This is a genomic window from Parasediminibacterium sp. HNIBRBA5674, assembly GCF_056745525.1.
This window is the reverse complement of record NZ_JBQWIE010000010.1, coordinates 11,556-38,213: the sequence shown is the minus strand read 5'-3', so window position 1 is coordinate 38,213 and position 26,658 is coordinate 11,556. Positions and strand designations below refer to the sequence as shown.

Genomic DNA, 26,658 nt, shown 5'->3' with positions numbered 1-26,658 from the left:
TCATGCTGACGAAGGAAGCATTTAAGCGAATAAATCAAAATCTCTGCACAATAATAGTGTGGCATTTTTTATGTAACTAGCTTTTGTACTACTATTTAGCTTCGGTTGTGTCACTCCCTTGTACGTTCTGTGCGTTGTGGGACTTTTATAGTAGCGCAGGTATTTTATCCAAAAGAACAAGAAAACTAACGCTTTATTAAAGCTGTTCTTGTGTCTTTGACCAACAATAATTAGTGAAAAAGCTGTTGGTGAAAGCAACAGCGGCAGAATGGGCTTTCTATCCGCTCTAAAAACTTTGAAATTTCATAGCGCCAATATAAACAAATCAGCCCCACTTATCGCAGGGCTGATTTACAATCACTAAATAACCAACCTAACCACTTACAGCAATATTTTGTACATCGCTAAACTGGCCTACATGCTCATCATTAATTAGGTAAATCAGTTTGTAATGCCATTTCTCGGCTTTGCCTGTAGCTGGCAGGGTGCTTTTATCTATATAATCTGGTTTAAAATCTTTGTCCAACTTACTAAAGTTGATGCCATCGGTGCTTTTCCAAATTTCTACACCTTCAAAGCGGCTTTTCTTCCATACAATTAGTGGGTAGCCACCGCTTGATAACTCTATATAAAATTCTGGTTTTGCTACGCTATTATCTACTACAGTATCGGTAGCGGCAATACCTAAATCTTTTAAAATAGCATCGGTGGTAGCACTGTGGCGGGCTATGTCTTGTACCAATTCTCTAAACCTAGCTTCTACCCCTGCACTTGTAGCAGTTGGTAAGGTTGCTGGTAAGGTTGGTAACTGTGGCAAAGCACCTAACACATCGCCACCAAGCCGTAAGGTTTCTTTGTACTTGGTAAGCCCTGCCGATGTGGTTTTGTAACTAAGTGCCAATGTTACAATAAATTTTAGAAAAGCTAGGTCGCTCTGCAAGGCAGTAATTTTGGCTGCATCTAGCCCTAGTGTAGTGGCATAATTGCCAATTTTGCTTAAAAAATTGTCCAATTGCTTCAAAAATCCGTCTTCCGTACGGTCGATAAACGTTTTTTTCATAACTGTGTATTTTGTGGGTGATTAAAAACATCATCAGCAGCTAGTTGCTGCATGGTGGCAATACTTCGCTGGCGGTTTGCAGCTACTTGCTGTGAGGTGGCAGCACTTTGCTGCAAGATGGCTACAACTTCCTGTAAGGTTGCAGCACTTTGTTTCGAGGTTGCAATACTTTGCTGCGAGGTGGCAGCTACTCCCTGCGAGCTTACAGTTTTTTGCTGCCCTCGATAATATGTTAGGTAGTTACTGGTCATTATACTTACTAATACCGATAGTCGAATATAAACAATCGTACAACACGATAGCCAATTGACCAGTATTTTTTTGAATATTTTTTATTAAGGCTTTAAAGGATAAAATGCAGATGGCTTTTTGCCTTTTGATGACTATAAATCTAGACCAAAATGTTTAGGATATCATATCCTACACTCGCAATATCGAATTACAAATTCGGACTTACAGCATAGTTAAAATAAAAAAGGCGCTCACGCAACCTTTTTGTAGCCCTTGCGTATGCACTAGTATAAGATTAAAGCAGCGACATGAAATTTTTAACAATCATTCTACTACTTGGGGCAATAGGCGTGAGCAGTTGCACCAAAAATAACGGTACAAGTACCGAAACTTTAAGAGAAACGATAGATACTACAAGTGCAAAGCTGGTAAAAACTGGCTCATTTATTAGTTCATCAGGCTATACAGTTAGCGGAAAATCTTCAATACTTTTAAAAGATAGTATCTATTCACTGTCATTAGAAAATTTTTCTACTACAAATGGTCCCGATTTATATGTGTATTTTTCTAAACAAATTACACCAAATGCTATTGTAGATTTAGGACGGTTAAAATCAACCAATGGTAATCAAGTATATAATTTAACAACACAATTTAATGTTGCAGAATACAAGTACGTAATAATATACTGTAAACAATTTAGTAGAACATTTGGCACGGCAGAACTAAAATAAAATAATCATTGCTTTTGGATAATTTTTCTATCATATTACAAGGCTGCTTACTAAAAGACTCAAAATACCAAAAAGCATTTTATGATAAGTATAAGGGCTTTGCGTTAAAAATAGCTTTCAGATACATTTATAGATATGATGGTGCTGTAGATATTGTAAACGATGCTTTTGTAAAGCTATTTAAAAATCTATCAAGCATTGTATTTACCATACATGAGGTAGATAATGAAAAGATACTACTTGGGTGGTTTAAAAAAATAATTGCTAACACGGCCATAGACGCTTTAAGAAAAAGTGGTATGATAAGCGAAATTGGCGGCATACCTGATGGAGATTGGGATATAATAGACACTAGTGAAAACGCTGAGGAATTATTACATTTTAAAGATTTAATTACATTAATAAAAAACCTGCCACCCATGTATAGAATTGTATTCAATTTGTATGTGATTGAGGGCTATACACACGCAGACATTAGTGAAACATTAAACATTTCAGTGGGGGCGTCAAAATCAAATCTTTCACGAGCTAGAGATTTATTAAAGTTAAGTATTAAGAAATTAGAGGAGGTGCAAGTATGCAGCATTTAGATAATAATATAGACGAATTATTTATTAAAGCAGCAGAAGGCTATTCGGTAAAAATGCCCGATGATTGGGATACGATTGCATCTCAATTAATAGATAACGACACAAACATATATAGCAGCTTTAATTGGTTAAAAACTGCATTAGTAATAGTATTAGTAAGTGCATTTAATGTGCTAGCGATTGAGCTAAAGGATAGTAAATTGATGGTTACGGCTAATAAGACCATACTATCAAACAATATTTCTAGTGTCGTAAAAAGTGAAGCTATTAAACTTGCTACAACTACTTTTAAGTTTAGTAACAGCTCTAAGGCAATTAATAATGCTGCCTTTGAACAAGAGGTAACAAATTTTCTTTCTGCATCACGTTTAACACTGTTTGACAGAAATAATAAACTAATAAAAAGTGATTATGCACAAATCAATCAATCAATAGCTACTATACCATTAGTACCGACTAATGATACTAGTAATAGTAATGATATAGTAGAAAAAAGCAAATTAACCACCATTATTACAAATAAAATAGACTCAGCTTCACCAAACGCCTTAACAATTAACGAAAGAATTGATTATGTAAAAGAAAATGTTGCTGCAAAAAACGAAGTCATGAAAACTAGCAATAAATTTTACTTGGGCTTGCTATCTGGTATTTCGTTCAATCAAATTAAACGCCAAGGCTTTACAAAACCTGGTTACAATATTGGAATCATTGTAGGTAAAGCATTTAATAAAAAGTGGGCTGTAGAATCAGGTATTTTGCTAACAAGCAAAAGCTATTATACTGATGGGCAATATTTTGACAAGACCAAAGCGGCTTCAAGCATGCCAGCTGGCTTTAAAGTAAAAAGCTTAGACGGTAATTGCACACTACTAGAGGTACCATTAACAGTAAAATTCAATATCAACAATAAAAAAAGTAGCAAAGCGAATTTCTATACAAATGCAGGTATAGCAACTTACTTTACACTAGGCGAGCATAATAACTACTTTGCAAGTATTAACGGTGGCACGCCTATAAATGTTGAAGCGACGTACAAGGATAGAGAGTACAAAATATTAGGAGCATTACAACTAGGATTTGGTTACGAAAATAAAATTTCTAATAAACTGAATATACGAATGGAACCATACCTACAAATACCGCTAAGTGGTATGGGCATTGGTGCATTGCCAGTAACTACGGCAGGATTACGTATTGGTTTTACAAATAACCGATAATCAATAATCGAATAAACTTTTATTTCATTTAATAGCCCTATGGGCTACCTATAAATTCTTTGCCGAAATTTTTAAATCAAACATCATATGTTAAAAAAGATTGTCTGTTTATGTATACTATATGCATCAACAAATATTAAAGCCCAAACTATTTTCAAAGTGGGTGGTAGCGTTGCTAATAGATGGAACGAAACTTTAAATAATCAGACGCTAGGCAGTGGTTTTAGAGTTTCTGCTGAAAAATTTATAACGAACAGATTGAGCACTGGTATCAGTATTTCACGCTTTTCGTTTAATCCTACACCCTCTGTTGATATAACGTATTCAGCAGCAAGCTTTCATTACACATATTATTTTAACAAAAAAGCGCTACAACCCTACACCGGTATAGGCATTGGTTACAATTTATATGTTGACAATACAACACTTGATTTGGGTAATAACACAATTGTTAAACAAAAACGTACAAAAAATTACGGTGTTATATCACCATTCATTGGGCTGAAATACACAAAAAAAGAGAAGAAACTAGGTGTATTTTTTCAAGTAAATACAGATTTTGTACCTGTTGCCAATATTACACCCATAGGTTTTTTATCTACCACATTAGGCTTTTCATTTCAATTATAATTTAAAACAATTAAACAATGACAAAAATCACAAAAATTACAAGCACACTTTTTGCCTCAGCCGTATTATTTTTAAGCAGTTGTACAAAAACAGAAACAGTAACAGAATTCTCTAATGTTCCTATTGGGGCAACAACAGTTTTAAAAACAGGCATAATCACACAACAAAATGCACCAGGTACCCCTTCTACAAGTGGCACGTTAACTGTTATTCAAGATTCTAAAGGCACACAATTTTTAAAACTCGGTAGTGATTTCACATCTGGTTTCAGTACAGGTACTGTTGCAGTATATTTTGCAAAAACTAATGCCGAAATCAAAGCGCAGAGAGCTGGCGGAACAACCGCCACTAACGTACGTGCTGTAGGTTTTGTAAATAAAGCAGGCGAACAATTTATTGTACTTAATGGTGTTAGCTCATTCACTGGCTTTTCTTATGTTGTATTTTACTGCGAAACTGCAGAAGTAAATTTTGGTGCTGCACCCCTAAATTAGTCCAATACCCCCTTATTCCATTAAAGATATTGTAAAGAAAAATTGTTTATTTCTTGGAAGCTGATTTAAACAATTTTTCTTTACAATACTAACTGCATTTAAATAGTTGCAGTTGTTGTGCCTGACATAACAACACAAGATATTTTGGACACTTTTTTAATATTCTCATTATGAAATTTTTAGTTAGCTCTTTATTATTTTGTTTTCTCATTATTACCATAAGTTCCTCGGCACAGAATATTTTTGCTAAGGAAGGTAATAGTTACCGTACATCAGTTAATGTTGGCTCAGGTAGTTTTTCTACTGCTTTTGCTTGGTCGCATGTTTACCCAATTGGAAAAAACAAGCGTTTTAAACTTGGGTATGGTGTTCGCTTAAGCAACTTTTTTGGTTCTGATCTGGATTATAGAACAGCACCAGCAAAATATACTAGTGGTAAAGCAAGTATTGCAGCTCTTTTTGCAGATGACATAAAGGCTAATATTGATACAATACGTTTTAATACAGCACAAACAAATTCAATAAATGCTGGTATTTACATAAATTATCTGTTGCCTACTTTTAAAAATAAGTTAGAACTTGGGGTTAATATAGATGCTATCGGTTTTTCTCTTGGTGGTAAGCAAAACGCTACTTATAAAGGACAAAGCGTTGCTACAAAACCAACTGGTTTTAATGCATTATTAATTAGCGATAGTGACTTAGGCTCTCTTAATTCAGAATGGTATATTGGCTATTTAGTAAGCAAAAAAGTAACTGTTCAACTCGGGTATACTTTTATTTTTAGCGAATACACAACAGATACTAAAATTCAACAAATACCTAATAGCACAGATAGAAATGATCGCTTTAGACACAAGGCTAGCCAACTAATGGTTGGCTTTAAGTTTAGCCCTTTTAAAAAATAAAAACTTGTACTCTAAAAAATATTTTAAATATGACAATCTCCAAACTATTGCTACTCATTTTGCTTAGCGCATGTGTATATGTAGCAACTGCACAAAATTACACAGCTACCGATGGTGGCTCTAGCATAACATTTACTATAAAAAACTTAGGATTTGCTGTTAATGGTAGTTTTAAAAATTTACAGGGCAACATTGTTTTTGATGCTAATCATTTAAATACATCTTTTTTTAATGTAAGTGTAAGTGCTGCCACTGTTGATACAAAAAATAGTTTAAGAGATAAGCATTTAAAAAAGGAAGAATATTTTGATGTAGCAAAATACCCAACCATTGCATTTGTATCTGACAAAATAGAAAAAGAAGCTACAGCAAATACCTATAAAGTAACAGGTAAGTTTACGATTAAAAATAAGAGTAAAACAGTTGTATTCAACTTCACAGCTATACCTAATAGTTATGGTATACAGTTTATGGGTAAAGTAGATTTAAATAGGCGAGACTTTGATATTGGGGGAGGTAGTTTAGTGCTGTCAGATAATTTACAAGTAGCCCTAAATGTTATTGGTCAAAAAAAATAAATTATTCACTCATACAATTTGCATAAGGCTTTTGAAATATATCAATCAATAGTTGATAGAGAATATATCATACAAGCGCAGATAGTGGCACGCGCCCAATCTGCGCTTGTATTTGTTATTAACAAGCAAAAGCCTTACGATTATCTATCAACTATATCAACGAACCTAAAACAATTTTGTACATATACCACAAATACACTTACTTTCCAGTATGCTTCAAAAGTCTACAGTGCAATTGCTGCGCTTGCCATTTTCTTATTTTTTAATGCCAGTGTATTGGTTTGCACTATCGTTTGTACCGCATATTAATTGGTATAGGGCCGCACTTATTTTTGGCTTGCTGCATATACTACTTTACCCTGCTAGCAATGGCTACAACAGCTATATGGATAGAGATGAGGGCAGCATAGGCGGTATAGAAAAACCCATGCAACCAACCAAGCAATTATTTTGGGTAAGCGTTGGTATGGATGTGGTAGGTATTCTGTTATCGCTGTTTATCTCGCTGCCTTTTGTAGTGGCTTATAGTTGTTATATTATTTGCTCAAGGCTATACAGTTATAGAGGTATTCGCTTAAAACAATACCCTATTATTGGTTTTGCAACGGTGATTATTAACCAAGGTGCGTTGACGTTTTTTATGGTGTATCATGGTGCCAATAGCAGCTTAACCACTAGTATGCCATGGCAACCTGCACTAGCAGCAGCATTTTTAATTGGGGGCTTTTACCCTATTACACAAGTGTATCAGCATAGGCAAGATGCAGCGGATGGTGTAACAACCATCAGTATTTTACTAGGCATTAGAGGTACATTTTTGTTTTGCGGTGCCATGTATTGCATTGTGGCGGGGTTATTGTTTAGCTACTTTGCTAGCATACAACAATTGGCTGTTTTTGGCTTGCTAGCCATCTTTTTTGTTCCCATTATCGTTTATGTGAGTAAATGGATAAACAAGGTATGGCAAGATGATACGAACGCAGATTTTAAACATTCCATGCGGTTAAATTGGCTTGCAAGTACTTGTACCAATTTGGCTTTTATTACTCACTTAATGTTACACCAACTTTGACAAATATTGTTTCTATAGCAACAGCAGTACCTACCTACAAGCATCAGCAGGAAAGCATTTTGCATTTTATGCAAAACATGTATGGGCTAGATGCTGATGGTAAACGCAAATTGGCTTTTTTGTACCATCAAAGCCATATTAACACAAGGTATTCTTGCGTGGCAGATTATGGTGCACCAAAAGCAGATTGGACCTTTATACCACCAACAGAAAATATTGATTTTCCTAGCATAGATGTGCGTATGCAACGCTATCAGGCGGCGGCTTTACCACTATCGGTAGATGCGATTAATCAATGTATTGATGGCATTATTACGCCACAAGAAATTACACATTTAATAACGGTAAGTTGTACAGGTATGAGCGCACCGGGTTTAGACTTACAAGTGGCTGAATCAATGCAACTATCGCCCAATATTTTTCGTACATCGGTAAACTTTATGGGTTGCTATGCAGCTATACATGGGCTTAAAATAGCTAAAATGATTTGCGATAGCAGTACTACCAAAGCCAATGTGGTAGTGGTATGTACTGAATTGTGTACCCTACATTTTCAAAAAGCATTTACACCAGATAATGCAGCGAGTAGTTTGTTATTTGCAGATGGTAGCGCAGCGGTATTGCTGTCAAATACGATTACAACAGACAAGAGTTTAACGCTACAAAACTTCTACTCTCAAATTGCGTATCAAGGCAAAAAAGACATGGCATGGGAAATAAGTAGTAGCGGATTTTTAATGACGCTTAGTGGCTATATACCACAGCTAATAGAACATGATATTGAAGCCTTAGTAGATAATGCTTTAAATCAAAACGAATTGACAAAAGCAGATATTACACACTGGTGCATTCACCCGGGCGGTAGAAAGATTGTAGATGTAATAGAACAAAAATTACAGCTAGCAGCAAGTGACTTACAATATTCAAGACAAGTATTACGAGACTATGGCAACATGAGTAGCCCCACTATATTATTTGTACTAAAAGCCATGATGTACGAACCAATAGCAGCAGGCTCAAATATTTTTGGCGTGGCATTTGGCCCTGGCCTTACTATGGAAACATTTACAGCAACAAAATCATGACATTTATACAACGCTCATATCAGCCAGAATTACTAGATGCTGAGGATATTCCTTTTGCAGACATAGAACGCAATATGCAAGAATTGAACACCATTAATACGCTGCTTGGTGGGCATACAATTACAGTAAAAGGCATCAAACAATTAATAGGCAACCGGAAAGAAATTCATGTGTGTGAAATAGGCTGTGGTGGTGGTGATAATTTAATGGCCATTAATAAATACTGCCAGCAAAACAACATAAAAGTGCATTTTGCAGGTATTGATATAAAGCAAGCCTGCATTGCTTTTGCAGCAACAAAAACAGAATTGCAACAGAACACAGACTGGATTGTGAGCGATTACCAACAAGTATATTTTGATAGCAAACCAGATATCATTTTCTCCAGTTTGTTTTGTCATCATTTTACCGATGAACAATTAGTGGCGCAACTACAATGGATGCAAGAAAACAGTAAGCTTGGCTTTTTTATTAATGATTTAGAAAGAAATTGTATTGCCTATTATGCCATAAAATTTATTACCAAAATTTTCTCAAAATCGTACCTAGTAAAAAACGATGCACCATTAAGTGTAATAAGAGGTTTTTCGAGGCAAGAATGGGTGAGTTTATTTGCAAAAGCAGGCATTAAAACATATAGCATCACTTGGCAATGGGCGTTTCGTTATTTAATTATTTACAAACACTAAATGCAGTCAATTACTAAATACGATGTAGCCATTATAGGTGGTGGCTTGGCAGGCTTAACGCTTGCTATACAATGCGCCAAAGCAGGCTTTATTACTGCATTGTACGAGAAAGAGAGCTATCCTTTTCACAGAGTTTGCGGTGAGTATATTAGCTTAGAAAGCAAATTTTTTTTAGAAAGTGTGGGTGTAAATATTAGCGATTTACAATTGCCCATCATCAAAACGTTAAACATTACTGATGGCTATGGCAATTTGTACAATTTTAAGTTACCACTAGGCGGTTTTGGCATTAGCAGGTTTATGCTAGATGAACTATTGTACCAACAAGCGCAACAAGCTGGTGTACATATTTTCACAGAAACCAAAGTGCAAAATGTGGTGTTTAACAATCAGCAGTTTGCTATTAGTACCAATCATCATCAGCATAAGGCAACTATTGCAGTAGGCAGTTTTGGCAAGCGTAGCAATATGGATATAAAACTAAAACGCCCGTTCATTAACCAAAAGCAAGGCCGCTTACAAAACTATGTAGGCATTAAATACCACATCAAACATTCGCACCCTGTAGATACCATTGCATTGCACAATTTTAAAAATGGTTATTGTGGTATTTCTAAAATTGAGGGTGATAAATATTGCCTTTGCTACTTAACTACTGCCGATAATTTAAAAGCGAGCAATGGTTCTATTAAGCAAATGGAAGCAGCCATTTTACACAAAAACCCTAAGCTGAAAGACATACTAATCAACGCTGAATTTTTATACGAAGAACCGCTAGCCATATCGCAAATTAGCTTTAGCCCAAAAGCAACCGTTGAAAATCACATGTTAATGGTTGGTGATGCAGCTGGATTAATTACGCCACTTTGTGGTAATGGTATGAGCATGGCCATGCATGGCAGCAAACTTGCTTTTACCCAAATTAAAGCTTACTTACAGCAAGATATTTCTAGAAAAGACATGGAAGTAAATTTTACAAACCAATGGAAAGCCCATTTTGCCAAACGCTTATTGATTGGACGATTTGTACAAAGGCTCTTTGGCGGTAATTACTCTACGTATTTGTTCTTAAAAACCATCCACAAAATCACGTGGCTTTCTAGCAAGCTAATTAAAGCAACACATGGTGAGCCATTTTAGTAAACTAATGAGTTTGTAAACTTTAAGGATATTTTAAAGTGTTGTACGCTTTTTTGAACAAAACATTTGTACATTAGATGTCTAAAAAATAAAACAACATGAAAAAAGTTCTTGCCACATTGTTAGCAGTTGCTTGCTTTGCTACTGCATCTTTTGCACAACCTAAAGCTGCTGAAAAAGCTAAAGCTGCACCTACCGCTAAAAAAGAAGCTGCTGCACCAGTAAAACCAGCCGCAACACCTGCTGCGCCTGCAAAAAAAGATGCTGCTGCTACTAAATTGAAAGCTGACGGTACACCAGACAAACGCTTTAAAGAAAACAAAGCCGCTGCACCTGCTGCTACACCAGCTGGCCCTACAAAAAAAGATGGCACACCAGATATGCGCTACAAAGCCAACAAAGATGCTAAAAAGAAAGCTTAGTTTTTTATAACTGTTTTAAAAGCCCGCAAAATTTGCGGGCTTTTTTTGTGTAAAAAATTCGTTATTTTATTTAGCTAACTGGCTAGGGCTGTATTCGTAAACCACATCGTAGGTTTGATTTTTGAGGCTTGGTAATATTTGACCAAGTCTTAAGTCTTTTTGTTGAGGTGTAGGTTCACATACCCAATAATTGTTGCCTTTGTACACAATTGGGTTTGCCATTTGCTTATCAAATTTCACAGCAATTGTTACGTGTTCTGGATAAGCCAACGCTATCATAGGCAGGTTGTAAATTTCCCTTACTAAAAAGAAGAAAAAAGCGGCTCTATCTTCACAATCGCTACCATCGTACAGCAATGTTTGCTCTGGCGATAATCTTTTTTCTTGGCCAAAAGCTACTTTATCTGGCTGAAACATAAAGGCATAGCGTGTAAAGCGCATTAAATAATCAACACCCCGTTTTTGATCAAATCCTTTTACAGCCTCTTTAAGTGATGGAATTAAAGAGTTGTAAGTAATGTTACTAATGGGAATATTAAAATAGCATTCATAATCTACCACAGGATAGTTGGCAAAAATTTGCTTAATCTCTTTATTTAGCAATATTTTAAAATGAAAGTCTTTTTGTTGATAGTCAAACTGCACATCTTTAGTGGTATAACTAGAACCTTTAAAGTTAGGTAAGCGATTGATTTTGTACGAGAATGCGTTCACAGCTTCAGGCATTTCTATATTAATGTGTTCTACTTTTTCTTTATCAAAATTGATGTCGCCATAGTCGTGATAATTTAAACACACATACTGTTTATCGCCTTTTAGGTGGTAAGGGATATTGTAAATAGGCTCATTGGTTTGCGCATACAGCAATAACTTGTTGGTATTCGTAATGCTTAAGCTTGTTGCATAGCCAGATCTAGCTAATAAAAACCATTTAAACAATGTGTATTGCTGATAATTAGCAGCCTTAGGGCTTACACCATTTGCCACTATACGAATGAGTTGATAATACAACCAGTCGTCTAATTGTTGTTGCTGCTTGTAAGCTAGCATAGCTGCAATCATAGGTTGATAATTACTGCCGTTTAATTGTGTGTAGAAATCTGCAATGGCTACACTAGAAATTGGTGATTGTAAATGCCAGTTTTGGGGAGTTATAATTTCAATAGAATCGCCATAAAAATTAAAATATTGCTTGTTAGATATAGCTTGGCATATTGCATTTGTTTGAGTGAAACACAATGCTGTTAAGTAAACTAGCAATATATTAATCCATCTTTTCAATGTAGCTTAATTGTACTGCCTAAAGGTAAGTACTAAAAATTAACAATTAAATAATATCAGCTTAACTTTTGCTTAAATTTCATAAAAAAGCCCGCAAAAAAATTGCGGGCTAACAGTATCACAAGTATTGCATTATGGATTTGTAGTTGTAACAGTAGTTTTCTTTACCACACGACCAGATTTTACATCAGCTTTTCTACCAATAATATAACCTGCACCTGCACCTACTGCAGCACCAATGATAGTACCTCTACCTTTGCCTTTATCTATTAAAGCGCCAGCAATACCACCTGCACCCGCACCAATTGCTGCATCGGTAGCGGCTTTGCTCCAACCTTGTTTTTTGTTGGTTTCTGTACCAGAGCCAGAGCTTGTTGGCGTTTCGCTAGTACCAGTATTATTGCTACTACTTGTTGTGGTTGTTCTATGATTAACTACTTTGTTAGCATTACGCTCTCTCTCGGCTAATGTTGCTTTTTTTACAATCGCAAGGCTGTCTTGCTCTGCTTTTACACGTGCTTGTTCTATTGCTGCTGCATTTTTTAAAATAGCTGCTGTATCTACAACAGGTGTAACTGCTGTATTTTGCTTATTGCTACAAGCCGCAAAGGTTGTGATAATAATCATGGCTAATAATAACTTTTTCATAATTGTATACTTTTAGTTTTGTTTTAGAAGATATTGCATATACGATAAGAATCGTGCCAAAGACTTAATTGTATCTTTTTTTGTACATTCTACCTTCTTGTAAATATTGTGAAGTTTTACCATTGCCAACTCTAAACTTTGTGGCCAATGTTTCTCGCCCATTAATACGCGGCACAAAACACACAAAGTGTAAATGTGGCCCCTTTGTATAGCCAGTATTGCCACTTACGGCCAGCGTATCGCCTTTATACACCAATTGCCCCACAATTACTTTTGCGCCAGCGTATTGTATGTGCGCATAGTAGCCAAACGTACCATCGCTGTGACGTATTAAAATATAATTGGCCTTCTTTTTACATTCTTCAGCTAGGCAAGCACCTATAAACGAATCTACAACCGCAACTACCACACCATCATTTGCAGCCAACACACTGGTACCAATAGGCATATCAAAGTCTAATGCATTTTCGTTTTTGTGAGAAAATTTACCGTTATACCCTTGGTTAATAGTAAAAGACAAGCCTTTTTCAAAAGGCAAATCGTATACTAATTCGTCGTCGTTCACAACTTGGTTTACATTACCAAAATAAGCATCGTATGTAAAACTAACATGTGTGTAACTAGCTGTGGCCTTAAGTTCTGTGAGTTTATAATTGGTAGCACTGGCAGGAATAATAAATACGTTTGAATACCCATCACCTAAAGCCAAATTAGTGAGCCGCAGCCGCAACACAATTGATACTTCACAAGCTTCGTTATTAGCTGCATATAAAATAGTTTTTTTATTTTCTCGTAGGGCAGATATTTTAATATGGGTTTGTGCAGGCACGGTAATAACCATCATTAATACTGCAATAAGGCTGATTACATAGTTCATTAAGATTCACCTTTACATATATCGTACCTATATTTTAAACAGAAACCAGCTTTTAACACAATAGCACTATAATTTGTTAAAAACCAAATGACTGTAAACGTATTTTTACTTGGTAATTTATATACTTTTACAGCCAAATTATAACCTACACAATATGACTATTGAACATTTTAAGACACTTACCCATGCAGAAAAATTATCTGAAATAAAATACCACGGTACTTTATTGGGTAGTTACGATAGACCAAACGAAGAAGGTGGCAGCAAAGTGCCAGGTGATATTTTTGAGTTACACGATTTTTGGGTGTATTTAAGCGATGAAGAAGATATGGTAATACCTACAAGAAGAAATCCATTACCGCCAGTAGAAGAAGAAGCTTAATTGGATACAATGCATATACTTTAATAAAGCACTTAAACATCACGTTTAGGTGCTTTTCTTTTATAGAAAAAAATGATGACCATGGCAACGAACATCACTAATGTAAACCAGTTAATAACAGTTTGTATAGTCATCTGTATAGAGTTTAGATACATTTTACCAAAAGCCTGCCAATTTCATACTTTGTAAAAGTATTGGCTATTAATTATGGAACTTTATAAATTACTTATAAAGATTTTCTTTTAAAGCCTTCAACAAACAAATTCAATTAATACTATTTCTAAGGTCAACAACTTGTAATTAGCCGTTGTAAATGTAAAATTATACCTCATAAATAATTATATCATCAATTTTTTTAGTTATTATTTATAGTCTGTTAGCCATTCTTAATTCTTGCGAATATGGTGAAGATGCTGCCAAAAGCACTTACAAAAAAGTTCTAGCAGGTGGTACTAAGCATTTAACCTCGAACCAACGAATTTTAATAACCTCACAGTACAATTTATTAAAAGCAGACCATCATAAAATAAAATCACTACTCAATAATTTAGTAGTACAATATAATCTATGTGGTAAAACTAACCCACAATGTTCTCTGCCACCGATGTTGTTTTACTCTTTCTAGTAAATGCAAAACCATGCTTGCTAAGTGTGGGAATTTCATCGCCCAATAACTTACCCCAAGGCTTTAAGCCATCCACTCTATCAAAAATTATTTTTAAAATACCAATAAAAGGGATAGATAAAAACATGCCCGAAAAGCCCCACAATGCACCACCTAGCAATACAATAATAATAGACACCAATGCATTTATACGCACTTTAGACGATACTAAAAACGGTACTAGAAAGTTGTTATCTATAAACTGTATAACGGTGTAAGCCGCCACAATAAGTAGCGGTGTGGTGTAGCCTTCTTTGGTGGTAAATGATATAAGTACAGGTAATGCAATGGCAATAATGCCGCCCAAGTATGGCAACACGTTTAGTATAGCACCCAAAACGCCCAGCAATATCGCATATTTTACCCCAAGCAATAGTAATGCAATGCTGTTTAAAGTGGCTACAGCTAGGGCTTCTAGCAGCAAACCCACCATGTAACTTTGCACCGCATCTTTTGTGTTGTTTAGCACGCCACCAATTTCTTTTGGGTTGGCCGAAAACACTTCGTAGAAAAAATTCAACAATAGCGTTTTGTAGTAAAGTATTAAAAAAATATACACAGGCATTAAAGTTAAGTTGCCCAAAACACTCAGTAAACTGCCCATTGTTTGCCCAATGATGGGCTTTATTTCGCCTTCTAATTCGGTAATGTATTGGTTCTGCTTTTGCGTAGTTAACCCATAAGATAGCTTTACAGACCGCTGCATTTTTGCAAACATCTCAGTAAATCGCTGCTTCAACATTGGTAATTCATCGCCAAAACTAGTCAGCTGCATCGCTATAAAATACCAAATACCCACAAACACAATTACGGCAACGGTAATAGCAATAGAAATGCTAGTAACACGACCCACACCCCATTTTTGTAACTTATTTACCATTGGGTTTAGTAAAATAGCTACCATTAACGCAAAGCAAAGCGGCACTAAAGTGCCTTGCAAATTAGCCAAAGCAAATACCAACAGCGTTAAGCCAAATAGAATTACAGTTGTTTTAAGGTAAAAAGGATACTCTTTTTGCATATTTTAATTGATAGTTTGCTCTGTGTAGGCAACAATCGTTCCTAACTATTTATTTTTTTGGTAACCAGCAGTTGTAATCCTGTTCATCTTTTGTTGTGTCACTCTCTTGTACGTTCTGTTTGCTACGCAGCTTTTATCGTAGCGTAAGTATTTTACACAAAGCAATAAAGAATACAAGTTACTTCCAATAGTTAGCTACAAAAGCCAACTACAATTGATAATCATTTGCAATTAAAACTTCGCTAAAATCAACTTCAATTGCAGTCACATTTATGTGACTGATACGAGCAAAAATTCAATGGCTTTAGCCACAATTGCGAAATAATACAAGCTACTTCCAATGGGAGTAACGCATTTCAAAATATGAACACTTTACTTCTATCGAGAGTAAGGCATTTCAAAATAGAAATGCCTTACTTCTAACGGGAGTAATGCATTTCAAAATAAAAACGCTTTACTTCTATCGGGAGTAACGTATTTCAAAATGAAAATACCCTACTTCTAACGGGAGTAACGCATTTCAAAATAAAAATGCCCTACTTCTAACGAGAGTAACGCATTTCAAAACAAAAATGCCTTACTTCTAACGGGAGTAACGCATTTCAGAACAAAAACGCCTTACTTCCAATGGGACTAAATTGAATTTTTTGGTATTAAAAAAATAATTTGTCGCAGCATGTTTAGTCAATCAATTAATTAATATATTTGGTTGTAAAAAAATAAGCTATGAAAATTATTACTGTAAAAATTAAACAATTGACCAATCCTGAGTTTTTTGAGTTTTTAAGACAATTAGTAGTACTGCTAAACAAATACGATACTACTAAGCTTAAAATAAAACCAGTAGCAGACGCTTTGGTAGCCATTTTTGCCAACTTACAAGCAGCTTTAGACAAAGAAAAGGGCAATCAACTTACCAAAATTTTAAATGAGCTAGATCAGCAGCGTGATATTTTAATTACGGCTTTTATAAAGTATTTAGAAGCCATGACCAGTTACCCCGATGCTGCCATAGCTGCACAAGCACAAAGCTTATTGCACTATATAGAAGGCTTTAGCAGCAACATAGCCAAAGAAACCCAACTAGCAGAAACCACTATACTTACCAATATTACCGAAGGCATTATTAACAATCCTACTCGCAGCGCCGCACTTGCAGCTATGCATGGTACGCTTTGGATAACAAGTATTGCAAGCGTTAATGCCAACTATGCCAGCCAGTATAGTAACCGCATTACCGACGATAGCAACAATAAAAAAGTAGAAGCTTTTACGGTAGTGCGTAAAACCGCCACTACCGCCTACAACCAACTGATAGATTTACTAGAAAGCCGTTACAAAAGTGATAAAGCAGATAACTTAGACATTAGCCTTTACGAAACTTGCATTGGCGATATTAACGAACTTATTACCAAAGTAAATGTGCTAGCACTAACATCAAAACCCAATAGCGATAAGGGTGGTGATATGCTGCCAAGTGCTTAACAATTAATTAGAATTAGAAGAAAAATTGTAAATTGACAACATGCGTATATTTTTCTCGCAGTTGTTGGTATGTCGGGCAGCCAAAAGTGCATAAGCATACCAACAATAGTTAGTTAGATGCTTGCTTCGTCAGCATGACAATTACTCGTTGCGTCCTTCGCCTTCATTGTTCCGTTGTGTAAAACCCCTTTGTGCGCAACTCTAATGCATACCAATTACATTTGCCAAAAAGTACCACATTGAAGCATCTAGCAGCAGTTAATAAATATTTATGGCGGTACAAAACCCGCTTTTTTCTGGGCATTTTGTTTATTCTCTTATCCAATTATTTCCGCATTTTGGCGCCGCAAGTGTCTGGCTATGTGGTAGATAAAGTAACGCAGGTAATAAAACAACAAAACGGCGATACGAGTGCTATTCAGCGTTCTCGCAATGTGAGCTACGATATTTTGGTAAAAAAGCTGATAAGCGTAGTTGAAAATAGAGAGATTTCGTTTGGTAATATGATTATTTTAAGCGGTATTACCTTGCTAATACTAGCTGTTTTGGGTGGCTTTTTTATGTTCTTAATGCGCCAAACGATTATTGTGATGAGCCGCCACATAGAGTTTGACCAGAAAAATGACATTTACAAGCATTACCAAAAGCTAGATGTGAGCTTTTACAAAGTACACAGCACGGGTGACTTAATGAACCGCATAGCAGAAGATGTGAGCCGTGTAAGAATGTACACCGGCCCTGCGTTGATGTATGTTATAAACTTGACGTCTACCATTATTTTTAGTGTGTATTTTATGTGGCGTGCCAACTGGCAGTTAACGCTGTATGTACTAGCACCGTTGCCTATTTTGGCCATTGCTATTTACTCGGTTAACACCATGATACACAAGAAAAGTACGGCCATACAAAGCCTACTATCTGACCTTACCTCTACAGCACAAGAAAGTTATTCAGGCATAAGAGTGATAAAATCGTTTGTACAGGAAAAAGCCATGCTGAAATTCTTTGATGCCAATAGCGAGAAATACAAGCAAAGCGCCATTAGCCTTGCCAAGCTAGAAGCGATTTATTTCCCTACAATGGCTTTGTTAATTGGCATTAGTACCTTGCTTACCATTGCTATTGGTGGTTGGTACCATGCATCGGGTCATCAGCCAGAAGTAGGTGCAGGCACTATTACAGAGTTTGTAATTTATGTAAACTTGCTCACCTTTCCTTTCAGCGCTATTGGATGGACGGCCAGCATGATTCAACGTGCAGCGGCATCACAAAAAAGGCTGAATGAGTTTTTAGATACCAAACCAAATATTGTAGACAACGCACCAAGGCAAGCTGAAACTTTAAACGGTGATATTGTATTTGATAACGTGACATTTACCTACGACCATACTGGTATTACCGCCATTAAAAACTTTAGCCTTACCATAAAAGAAGGAGAGAAAATATTGGTTATTGGCAAAACAGGTAGTGGTAAAAGTACATTGGCCCAATTGCTGCTGCGTTTTTACAATCCAAACGAAGGCGGTATTTCTATTAACGGGCAAGCTTTGGCAAATATTAATCTACACCAATTACGTGAACAGGTAAGCTATGTACCACAAGACGTGTTTTTGTTTAGCGATACAGTAGCCAATAATATCAGCTTTGGTTTGCCAGAAAAAGCATCGCAAGAAGTGATAGAATCGGCAGCCAAATTTGCAAGCGTACACAAAGAAATTTTGGGCTTTGATAAGCAATACGAAACCATGATAGGTGAACGTGGCGTAACCTTAAGCGGTGGGCAAAAGCAACGCATTGCTATTGCAAGGGGCTTAATTAAAAACCCCGAAATTGTGGTGTTTGATGATTGCTTGAGCGCTGTAGATGCTAAAACAGAGAATGAAATTGTAACCAACCTATACCAATATTTGCAACAGAAAACGGCCATCATTATTACACACCGTATCTTCTCTACTTTTAGGTTCGATAAAATTGTGGTATTAGAAGAAGGCAGTATTCTTGAACAAGGCACGCATGACGAATTAATGCAAAAAGAAGGCTATTATGCAGAATTGTATCGCTTACAACTTACTGCAAATAATGATGATAATGCAGCCGTAGCAAGTGTTTTGGCAGATTAAATAGATTTTTTTCAAAGGACTGAGCAAAATTTTTGTAATTCGCAAACAACACTATATTTGTAACTCACAACATTCGCACAACAAAAACTAATTTTAACAGTGGCGTACGAGAACAACGACAAGCAGAAAGAAAGTGTTTACAGTAAACGCATTAGAGCAGGTAAAAGAAGAACTTACTTTTTTGATGTAAGAGAAACTAGAGGTAATGATTTCTACCTAACTATTACTGAAAGTCGTAAGCGTTTTGATAGTGATGGCTACGACAGACATAAGATTTTTGTGTATAAAGAAGATTTCAACAAATTCATTAAAGCATTAAACGAAGCTGTTGAATATGTGAAAACGGATTTAATGCCAGATTTTGATTTCGACGCATTTAACCATGAATACCCTGAAGACGGTGAAGGTGGTTATTTAGCCGAAGGCGCTGAAAATGTAACTGTAACGCCTACAGCTACTGTAACAGAACCAACTGTAAGTGCCGTGCCTTCAGCCAATTCTACAGAAGAAGTAGATAAGTGGTAATTACCATTTTACAATAATTTTAAAGAGCCATTGACGTAAAGTCAATGGCTCTTTTGTTTTGGGTAATCGTGGCACGCTTTTGTAAGAGGCAGGGGTGCTGTATAAACAAGTAGCCACGTTTTGTAGTAGTTTGTTCAAATGCATACAGTCTCATACTACTACTTTAAAGTTGTAAGTGTAACATAGTTTTGTTAAACATTCCTAATAGTCCTTTTTTAAATCCAAAACCATGAATACCAATCTACTAGCTATCATTCTTCTTGCCGCTTTTATTGTTGTAAATATTGTAAAGCGACTGTATACTGCTTATTTAATAGCACAGATTAATACGCAAGAAAATTTTGTGAACGACTTGCAAATGCAGCAATCGTCGTAATACAAAACTTGCTTTAAAAGCTTCGTGAAAATCCCAAGATATCCCATTTTTTTACGCCTTTAAACTACGCGTAAAGCCCATATCCTAAAACCGATTTTATGAAACTCCGTAATTGTTACTTGCTATTGCTACTGATAATCAGTACAAGCGTTGTAAAAGCACAGTACACTACTACACATTATATAGCACCAAGCCCTTGGAGCTATTTTAGTCAATATAACGAATTAGTAGTTACTACACTAAGTACTACACCTGTAGCTGTAACTATTGCTGGTAGCGATGGTACTGTTTATGCAACTTCTTTAACCACAGTGGCTGGTACGCCATTGCGTTACCGCTTTACAAATAGAGATGCTACAGCCAATGCATCTAAAACTATCCTAAACGGCAAAGGCTTAAAAATTACTGCTAGTGTACCTGTAGGTGTGCAAGTACGTAACATTGCTTCAGACAAATACACCATTAATGGTAGTGGTGCGGGTGATTTAGATGCGACTGTACAAAAAGGTAATACTGCTTTTACAAGTTTAGGTGATGAGGGTATTGGTACAGCTTTTAGAGTAGGCTATTATGCCAATGTTAATGTTACTGGCGCTTCTGGTGAAAATAGTGCACCGCTTTACAGTGTGCTAGCTATTAATGATAACACTGCTGTTTCAGTAAATGGAACGCTATTAACGACTTTGAATGCAGGTCAGAGTTATTTGTTTCAAGCTACTTTAGGTAGTTTAGTTTCTGCCACAAAATCTATTGTTTGTAATGCAGGTGCTAGAGCAGATGGTAGTTCAGGCTGCGCTGATGGTGTACAAAGCCAAGTAATACCTGTGAATAGATTAGGCAACACGTATGTAGTAGTGAGAGCAAATGGTAATACTGGTTATGAACGCTCTACCATTGTGGCTTCACAAGCAAATACCACAGTTACTGTAAAAGTGCCGTCTAACAATACAACTAATAATTATACTTTAACGAATGCAGGTGATTATGTAACCATTGCCAATGGTGATGGTACTACTGCTTACACAACAAGTTATATTACTACCAATAATCCTGTAGCAGTTTATTCTGGTTCAGCCGATGGTTGTGAAATAGACATGATTGTACAGCCACCTGTAAATGGTTGCTCTGGCTCTTTTGATGTGCAAACCAATCGCTTTTTAAATAATGCCAATGGTAATAACGCAGCGTTTCCTTATTTTGGCTATGTATTGGTACAAAGCGATACGGCTAAAGTATATTTCAATGGTAACACAAGTTTAGAATCAATTACTGCCAATAGAACTGCTATTGGAACTACTGGTTTTTACATTATTCGTTACACTAATTCTCAATTAGGTAATCCAGAAAATATTCGTTTTACATCAACTGCTCGTATGAATGTCGCACTTATAGAAAGTGGTGCAGGTTACTCTATGAGTGCCTTTATTTCTTCAATCAGTAATGCATTACCGCCACCTGCTGCTACTGCAACTAATGCTAGCTGTTTACCTACAACCTTAACTGCGCAAGCAGGTTTTGATAGCTACCAATGGTATAAAGATGGTGTTATTGTAAGCGGCGCTGTTTCTCAAGTGTATAGTGCAGGTAGTATTGGTAATTATACAGTTACTGGTACAAGTGCTTCATGTGGTACTACGTTACAATCACCAACTGTGGTGGTAAATGCAAGACCAAATGCAGGTGTAGATGTAGTAGCTTGTATTAATGGCAATATCACACTTACAGGTACTTCACCTGCAAGCAACGGTGCATGGGTTGCTCAGAGTAATAACCCAAGTGGTGCTACTTTGTCTAATACTAATAATAATGTAGCTACTGCTACATTTACTAATGCTACAAAAGGCACTTACAATTTTATATTCTCAGTTGGTTGTACTGATACGATGTTGGTAGTTGTTGCTTCATGCGTAACACCACTTACTGAAAATGGTAGTGTTACTGCATTAGGCGGTACTGCTATTAGCAATGTAGCGAATAACGATATTATTAATGGCAGCACAGCAATATTAGGGTCTGGTGGCAATGCTACTGTAGCGCAATCTGGTGTATGGCCTACTGGTATTACATTAAACACCACAACTGGTGCGGTTATAGTAGCTTCTGGCACTATACCAGGTAATTATCCGGTTGAATATCAATTGTGCGATAAACTATCACCTGCAACCTGTGCTACTGTTATTGATACCATTAAAGTAGCTGCGCAAATAACACCTGTTACTGAAAAAGGCACCGTGCCTGCAACTGGTGGTGTTGCTATTACCAATGTTAGAAACAACGATGTGGTAAATGGTGCTGCTGCTACAAATAATAACAGCACTATTAGTGTGGTAAATACTTGGCCTACTGGCATTACTTTAAACACCACAACTGGTGCTATTAATGTGGCAGCAGGTACAATACCTGGTAAATATGCCATTACTTATCAGCTATGTGATAGACTAACGCCAAATAATTGTGCTACTGTAGTTGATACCGTAACTGTTACAGCTATTGTTACACCTGTATCTGAAACTGGTACTGTTGCAAAATCTGGTGGTACTGCTATTGTAAATGTTGTGGCTAATGATGTGGTGAATGGAAACGCTGCAACGCTTGGTACAAGTGGTAATGCAACAATTGCGCAAGTGGGTACATGGCCTACTGGTATTAGCTTAAATACTACCACAGGTGAAGTAACAGTTGTTGCTGGTACTGACTTAGGTACTTATCCAATCGTTTATCAATTATGCGACAAATTAACACCTGCTACTTGCAATACTGTTACCGATACTGTTAAAATAGTGTCACCAATTGACTCAGATGGTGATGGTGTGCCAGATACACAAGAAGTATTAGATGTCACCAATCCTTTTGATGGTTGTTCTTATAATGTGGCTAATCAAATTTTACCTGTTTCAAATGAGTGGAAAAATGGTGACTGCGATGGTGATGGTGTAACCAATGGTCAAGAGTTAATAGATGGTACGAATCCTAAAGATGCTTGTTCATTTAATAGCGCTTCATTTACCTTGCTTCAAAGCAACGAGTGGAAAGCTTTAGACTGCGATGGTGATGGTGTTACTAATGGTCAAGAATTACTTGATGGTACAAATCCTAGCGATGGTTGCTCATTTGTGCAAGCACATAAAACCTTAGCTGCAAGCACATCTTGGAATGCTTTAGACTGCGATGGTGATGGTGTTACTAATGGCAAAGAAATAGCCGATAATACAGATGCTGCTGACCCATGTTCTTATGTACCTGTATCTAAAACGCTAACACCTAGCGCATCTTGGAATGCTTTAGACTGCGATGGTGATGGTGTAACTAATGGCCAGGAAATTGCAGATAATACCAACCCTTTAAGTGCTTGTAGTTTTAATCAAACACATATTACCTTACCTGTTATCAATATCTGTTCTCAAAACTGTACGCTTAAAGCTGATTTTGCAGTAAACCAATTGGCTCAATGTATTACAAGCAACCAATACGTACTTACCAATACAAGCACAGGCGGTACAGCGCCATTTACTTACTTGTGGGATTTGAATGATGGTAATTTAGCTTACACTAAAGATGTGACACATACTTATGTCGCTTCTGGTGAACACGATGTAACCATTGTAGTGACTGATGCGAAAGGTTGTGTAAGCCATGCCAATACCAAACAAATTTACATTGGTGCAAAACCTAAGGCTTCTTTCAACATTATTACCAATACTGGTAGTGGTGATAGTTACACTTTCATTAGTACATCTACCATTACTGGTGGTTGGATGAATTACTATTGGGATTTTGGTAATGGCACTACCTCAACTTTAGTAAGCCCTAGCGTAACATTTGCCGCAGGCACATACAATGTTACGTTAATTGTTACTGGCAATTTTGGTTGCAGCGATACCGTAACACAAGTGATTAAAGTAGGTGCTTATAATAAATACTGTGCTTTACCAAATGCAAGCTTTACAGTTAATGCAGCTACACAATGTTTGGCTACTAACAATGTTATTTTAACTAGCAACAATACTGACCCTAATGTAATTTACGACTGGGCTTTTGGTGATGGTGCTGCTAGTACTTCTAACAATTCAGTAGCGCATAGCTATCTTGTTACTGGTACTTATACCGTTACACTTACTGTAACCAATGCTTGTGGTAGTAGCACTACAATACAGCCAATAACCATTAACGATGTACCTGAACAACCACTAGCTATTAATGGTACAACGGCTATTATGGTTGGCGTTACCTCTCAGCTTACAAGTGCAACCGCAGGTGGTACTTGGTCTAGCGCCAATGGTAGCGTAGCTATGGTAAGTGCAAATGGTTTATTAACTGGTATTACTGCTGGCACTACTACTATTAAATACAAAGTAAGCAATAGTTGCGGTACTGCATTTACTACTGTACCTGTAACCATTGCAGTGTCTAACATTGGTGCGCCTTGTACAGCACCTAAAGCAGGCTTTACAGTAAACACTGCAACACAATGCTTTACTAATAATAGCTTCACATTTACCAATACAACAACTGGTAATACACCTGTGTACGTTTGGAATTTTGGTGATGGTTCTGCTACAGCTAGCAGCGATAATACTACGCACAACTATACTGCTTCTGGCAATTTTACAGTTACACTTACAGCGGTGAATGCTTGTGGTGTAAGTACTAAAACTGCTGTAGTTACAGTAAAAGCGGTTTCTACTTCTACCACTACTGCTAGTATGTGTGCAGGCAGTAGCTATGTGTTTAATGGCATTAGTTACAATGCTGCTGGTATTTATACCGTATTGCTTACCAATGCGGTAGGTTGCGATAGTATTGCTACGCTAATATTAACCACCAAAGCCATTACTACATCAACAACTAATATGGCTGTATGTGCTAGTAGCTTACCTATTACATGGAACGGTATTGCTTGCACAGCAATTGGTACTTATACAGCACGCCTTACTAATGCAGCAGGTTGTGATAGCTTAGCAACATTAGTGCTTACTGCAAAAACGGTAACCACATCTACCACTTACGCATCTATTTGTGCAGGTAGCTTCTATTGGTTTAATGGTAATAGCTATACCACTGCTGGTACTTATGTTACACATCTTACCAATGCAGCAGGCTGCGATAGTGTGGCTACTTTAATTATTACTGAAAAAATACCAACTAGCTCTACTACTACAATAAATATCTGTTCTTCTTCATTGCCTTATACCTGGAACAATACTGCATTTACAAGTGCTGGTAGCTATGTGGTACATCTTACGAATGCGGCTGGCTGCGATAGTGCTGCAAGATTAATATTGACTGTAGGCAATGCACCTGAGCCACCTGCTGCAATAGTTGGTCTTAGCAATATGCCTATAGGTACTTCTTATACATATTCTAGTGCTACATCTAATGGTGTATTTACAAGTAGTAATACGGCTGTAGCTACCGTAAATGCTACAACAGGCGTGGTTACGGCTATAGCACCTGGTATTACTACTATTACTTACACTACAAGCAACAACTGTGGTTCATCTTATGTGACTATGGTGATTACGGTTACTGCGGTTACGTCACCATGTAAGTTTGCTGCAAGCTTTACGGTAAATAATGCTAACCAATGTGTAACTGATAATCAGTTTGTATTTACCAATACTACTAGCGGTGGTACTGCACCATTTACTTACTTATGGCAATTAGGCGATGGTACAACTGCTAATACAGCCAATGTAACCAAAGTGTACAGCAGTTTTGGCGAAAGAGATATTCAGCTAAAAGTAAAAGATGCCAATGGCTGTGAAAGCGATGCTAGTGCACTGCACATTGTGGTAGGGGCTAAGCCAACAGCAAGCTTCTCTGTACTGTACAATACTGGCAGCGGCACAAGCACCACCTTTATCAGTTCTAGTACTATTGCGGCTGGCAATATGAGCTACTTGTGGGATTTTGGTAATGGTGCTACCTCTACCTTGGTAAACCCTTCTGTAACCTTTACACCGGGTACTTATACTGTAAAACTAACTGTAAGCGGTATTGGTACTTGTAAATCTGAAGCGGTGCAAACCATTAGCCAAGTAATAGCTGCTAGCTTAAGTATTTATCCAAACCCTGTAGGTAGCAACTTACGTGTAGCGTTTAAAGCAGCGTCTGCTACACCTACTACAGTAAGAATTTTAGACTTAATAGGCCGAACCATTCAAACACAAACGGTAACACCAAGTGCAGCAGGGGCTAGTGTTACTGCCAACTTTAATACAGGCGGCTTAATGAATGGCGCATACATTATAAGCGTTACAGACATTGCTTACGGCACCATAGCCACACAGCAAATACTGAAACAATAAACAAACTTGGTTTTGGGTTTATGGGGTATCAAGTATCCCGGCTACGTCTGTAGCTGGGATTTTTTATTTGGGGTAAATGCGTTGCTAGCAGTAATTAAATAGGGATGATTTCTAGGTA

Annotated in this window: 24 protein-coding genes; 18 read left to right on the top strand and 6 right to left on the bottom strand. The window is 36.8% G+C overall.

The features are described 5' to 3' along the window. Positions 1-373: 373 nt before the first annotated feature. Both ACT9TX_RS06870 and ACT9TX_RS06865 read right to left on the bottom strand, forming a co-directional pair. A complete protein-coding gene (locus tag ACT9TX_RS06870; protein ID WP_481337520.1) occupies positions 374-1,060 on the bottom strand; it encodes a hypothetical protein in 687 nt (228 codons plus the stop codon). Continuing rightward, positions 1,057-1,311, bottom strand: coding sequence for a hypothetical protein (locus ACT9TX_RS06865; RefSeq protein WP_481337518.1), 255 nt, complete (start codon positions 1,309-1,311; stop codon positions 1,057-1,059). Before ACT9TX_RS06865 ends, ACT9TX_RS06870 begins: the two co-directional genes overlap by 4 nt. Before the next feature lie 288 nt (positions 1,312-1,599). Here ACT9TX_RS06865 and ACT9TX_RS06860 point away from each other — a divergent pair, with 288 nt between their 5' ends. The 12 genes from ACT9TX_RS06860 to ACT9TX_RS06805 all read left to right on the top strand — a co-directional run bounded on the left by ACT9TX_RS06860 (position 1,600) and on the right by ACT9TX_RS06805 (position 10,853). Continuing rightward, positions 1,600-2,025, top strand: coding sequence for a DM13 domain-containing protein (locus ACT9TX_RS06860; protein ID WP_481337517.1), 426 nt, complete (start codon positions 1,600-1,602; stop codon positions 2,023-2,025). 14 nt (positions 2,026-2,039) lie between these two features. Next, a complete protein-coding gene (locus ACT9TX_RS06855; RefSeq protein WP_481337515.1) occupies positions 2,040-2,615 on the top strand; it encodes an RNA polymerase sigma factor in 576 nt (191 codons plus the stop codon). Further along, complete coding sequence (locus ACT9TX_RS06850) at positions 2,603-3,835, top strand: outer membrane beta-barrel protein (RefSeq protein ID WP_481337514.1); 1,233 nt, start codon at positions 2,603-2,605, stop codon at positions 3,833-3,835. Before ACT9TX_RS06855 ends, ACT9TX_RS06850 begins: the two co-directional genes overlap by 13 nt. A gap of 87 nt (positions 3,836-3,922) precedes the next feature. Continuing rightward, positions 3,923-4,465, top strand: coding sequence for a hypothetical protein (locus ACT9TX_RS06845; protein WP_481337513.1), 543 nt, complete (start codon positions 3,923-3,925; stop codon positions 4,463-4,465). A 17-nt stretch (positions 4,466-4,482) separates the two neighbouring features. Then, entirely contained in the window at positions 4,483-4,959 is a 477-nt protein-coding gene (locus tag ACT9TX_RS06840) for a DM13 domain-containing protein (RefSeq protein WP_481337511.1), read from the top strand. A gap of 170 nt (positions 4,960-5,129) precedes the next feature. Next, complete coding sequence (locus tag ACT9TX_RS06835; RefSeq protein ID WP_481337510.1) at positions 5,130-5,867, top strand: hypothetical protein; 738 nt, start codon at positions 5,130-5,132, stop codon at positions 5,865-5,867. Positions 5,868-5,896: 29 nt separating this feature from the next. Further along, entirely contained in the window at positions 5,897-6,445 is a 549-nt protein-coding gene (locus ACT9TX_RS06830; protein WP_481337509.1) for a YceI family protein, read from the top strand. 211 nt (positions 6,446-6,656) lie between these two features. Further along, positions 6,657-7,517, top strand: a complete 861-nt coding sequence (locus tag ACT9TX_RS06825; RefSeq protein WP_481337508.1) for a UbiA family prenyltransferase — start codon at positions 6,657-6,659, stop codon at positions 7,515-7,517. Continuing rightward, positions 7,514-8,602, top strand: coding sequence for a type III polyketide synthase (locus ACT9TX_RS06820; protein WP_481337507.1), 1,089 nt, complete (start codon positions 7,514-7,516; stop codon positions 8,600-8,602). Before ACT9TX_RS06825 ends, ACT9TX_RS06820 begins: the two co-directional genes overlap by 4 nt. Beyond that, entirely contained in the window at positions 8,599-9,291 is a 693-nt protein-coding gene (locus ACT9TX_RS06815) for a methyltransferase domain-containing protein (protein WP_481337506.1), read from the top strand. The genes ACT9TX_RS06820 and ACT9TX_RS06815 overlap by 4 nt, the downstream gene beginning before the upstream one ends. Next, positions 9,292-10,431 carry an NAD(P)/FAD-dependent oxidoreductase gene (locus ACT9TX_RS06810; RefSeq protein ID WP_481337505.1) on the top strand — a complete coding sequence of 380 codons (1,140 nt, stop codon included), beginning with the start codon at positions 9,292-9,294 and terminating at the stop codon, positions 10,429-10,431. Positions 10,432-10,529: 98 nt separating this feature from the next. After that, positions 10,530-10,853: a hypothetical protein gene (locus ACT9TX_RS06805; RefSeq protein WP_481337503.1), complete on the top strand. Its 324-nt coding sequence runs from the start codon at positions 10,530-10,532 to the stop codon at positions 10,851-10,853. A gap of 66 nt (positions 10,854-10,919) precedes the next feature. On the opposite strand, the gene ACT9TX_RS06800 is transcribed toward ACT9TX_RS06805, so the two are convergent. The 3 genes from ACT9TX_RS06800 to ACT9TX_RS06790 all read right to left on the bottom strand — a co-directional run bounded on the left by ACT9TX_RS06800 (position 10,920) and on the right by ACT9TX_RS06790 (position 13,659). After that, a complete protein-coding gene (locus tag ACT9TX_RS06800; RefSeq protein WP_481337502.1) occupies positions 10,920-12,134 on the bottom strand; it encodes a hypothetical protein in 1,215 nt (404 codons plus the stop codon). Between the two features lie 132 nt (positions 12,135-12,266). Then, complete coding sequence (locus ACT9TX_RS06795) at positions 12,267-12,782, bottom strand: YMGG-like glycine zipper-containing protein (RefSeq protein WP_481337501.1); 516 nt, start codon at positions 12,780-12,782, stop codon at positions 12,267-12,269. Positions 12,783-12,846: 64 nt separating this feature from the next. Continuing rightward, positions 12,847-13,659 carry a M23 family metallopeptidase gene (locus ACT9TX_RS06790; protein ID WP_481337500.1) on the bottom strand — a complete coding sequence of 271 codons (813 nt, stop codon included), beginning with the start codon at positions 13,657-13,659 and terminating at the stop codon, positions 12,847-12,849. A 154-nt stretch (positions 13,660-13,813) separates the two neighbouring features. Here ACT9TX_RS06790 and ACT9TX_RS06785 point away from each other — a divergent pair, with 154 nt between their 5' ends. Then, positions 13,814-14,041: a hypothetical protein gene (locus ACT9TX_RS06785; RefSeq protein WP_481337499.1), complete on the top strand. Its 228-nt coding sequence runs from the start codon at positions 13,814-13,816 to the stop codon at positions 14,039-14,041. A gap of 578 nt (positions 14,042-14,619) precedes the next feature. Here the strand turns inward: ACT9TX_RS06785 and ACT9TX_RS06780 are convergent. Next, positions 14,620-15,726, bottom strand: a complete 1,107-nt coding sequence (locus ACT9TX_RS06780; protein ID WP_481337498.1) for an AI-2E family transporter — start codon at positions 15,724-15,726, stop codon at positions 14,620-14,622. Between the two features lie 726 nt (positions 15,727-16,452). Between ACT9TX_RS06780 and ACT9TX_RS06775 the strand changes: the two genes are divergently transcribed. The 5 genes from ACT9TX_RS06775 (at position 16,453) to ACT9TX_RS06755 (ending at position 26,540) form a co-directional block, all read left to right on the top strand. Beyond that, positions 16,453-17,211, top strand: a complete 759-nt coding sequence (locus tag ACT9TX_RS06775) for a DUF6261 family protein (protein WP_481337497.1) — start codon at positions 16,453-16,455, stop codon at positions 17,209-17,211. A gap of 239 nt (positions 17,212-17,450) precedes the next feature. Continuing rightward, a complete protein-coding gene (locus ACT9TX_RS06770) occupies positions 17,451-19,331 on the top strand; it encodes an ABC transporter ATP-binding protein (protein WP_481337496.1) in 1,881 nt (626 codons plus the stop codon). A gap of 99 nt (positions 19,332-19,430) precedes the next feature. Next, positions 19,431-19,856, top strand: coding sequence for a DUF3276 family protein (locus tag ACT9TX_RS06765; RefSeq protein WP_481337495.1), 426 nt, complete (start codon positions 19,431-19,433; stop codon positions 19,854-19,856). Between the two features lie 229 nt (positions 19,857-20,085). Continuing rightward, the gene (locus tag ACT9TX_RS06760; RefSeq protein ID WP_481337494.1) at positions 20,086-20,232 is read left to right on the top strand and encodes a hypothetical protein; all 147 of its coding nucleotides are present in this window, start codon (positions 20,086-20,088) and stop codon (positions 20,230-20,232) included. Positions 20,233-20,330: 98 nt separating this feature from the next. Further along, positions 20,331-26,540 (top strand): PKD domain-containing protein, encoded by a 6,210-nt coding sequence (locus ACT9TX_RS06755; RefSeq protein WP_481337493.1) that lies wholly within the window; start codon positions 20,331-20,333, stop codon positions 26,538-26,540. Positions 26,541-26,658: the final 118 nt, after the last annotated feature.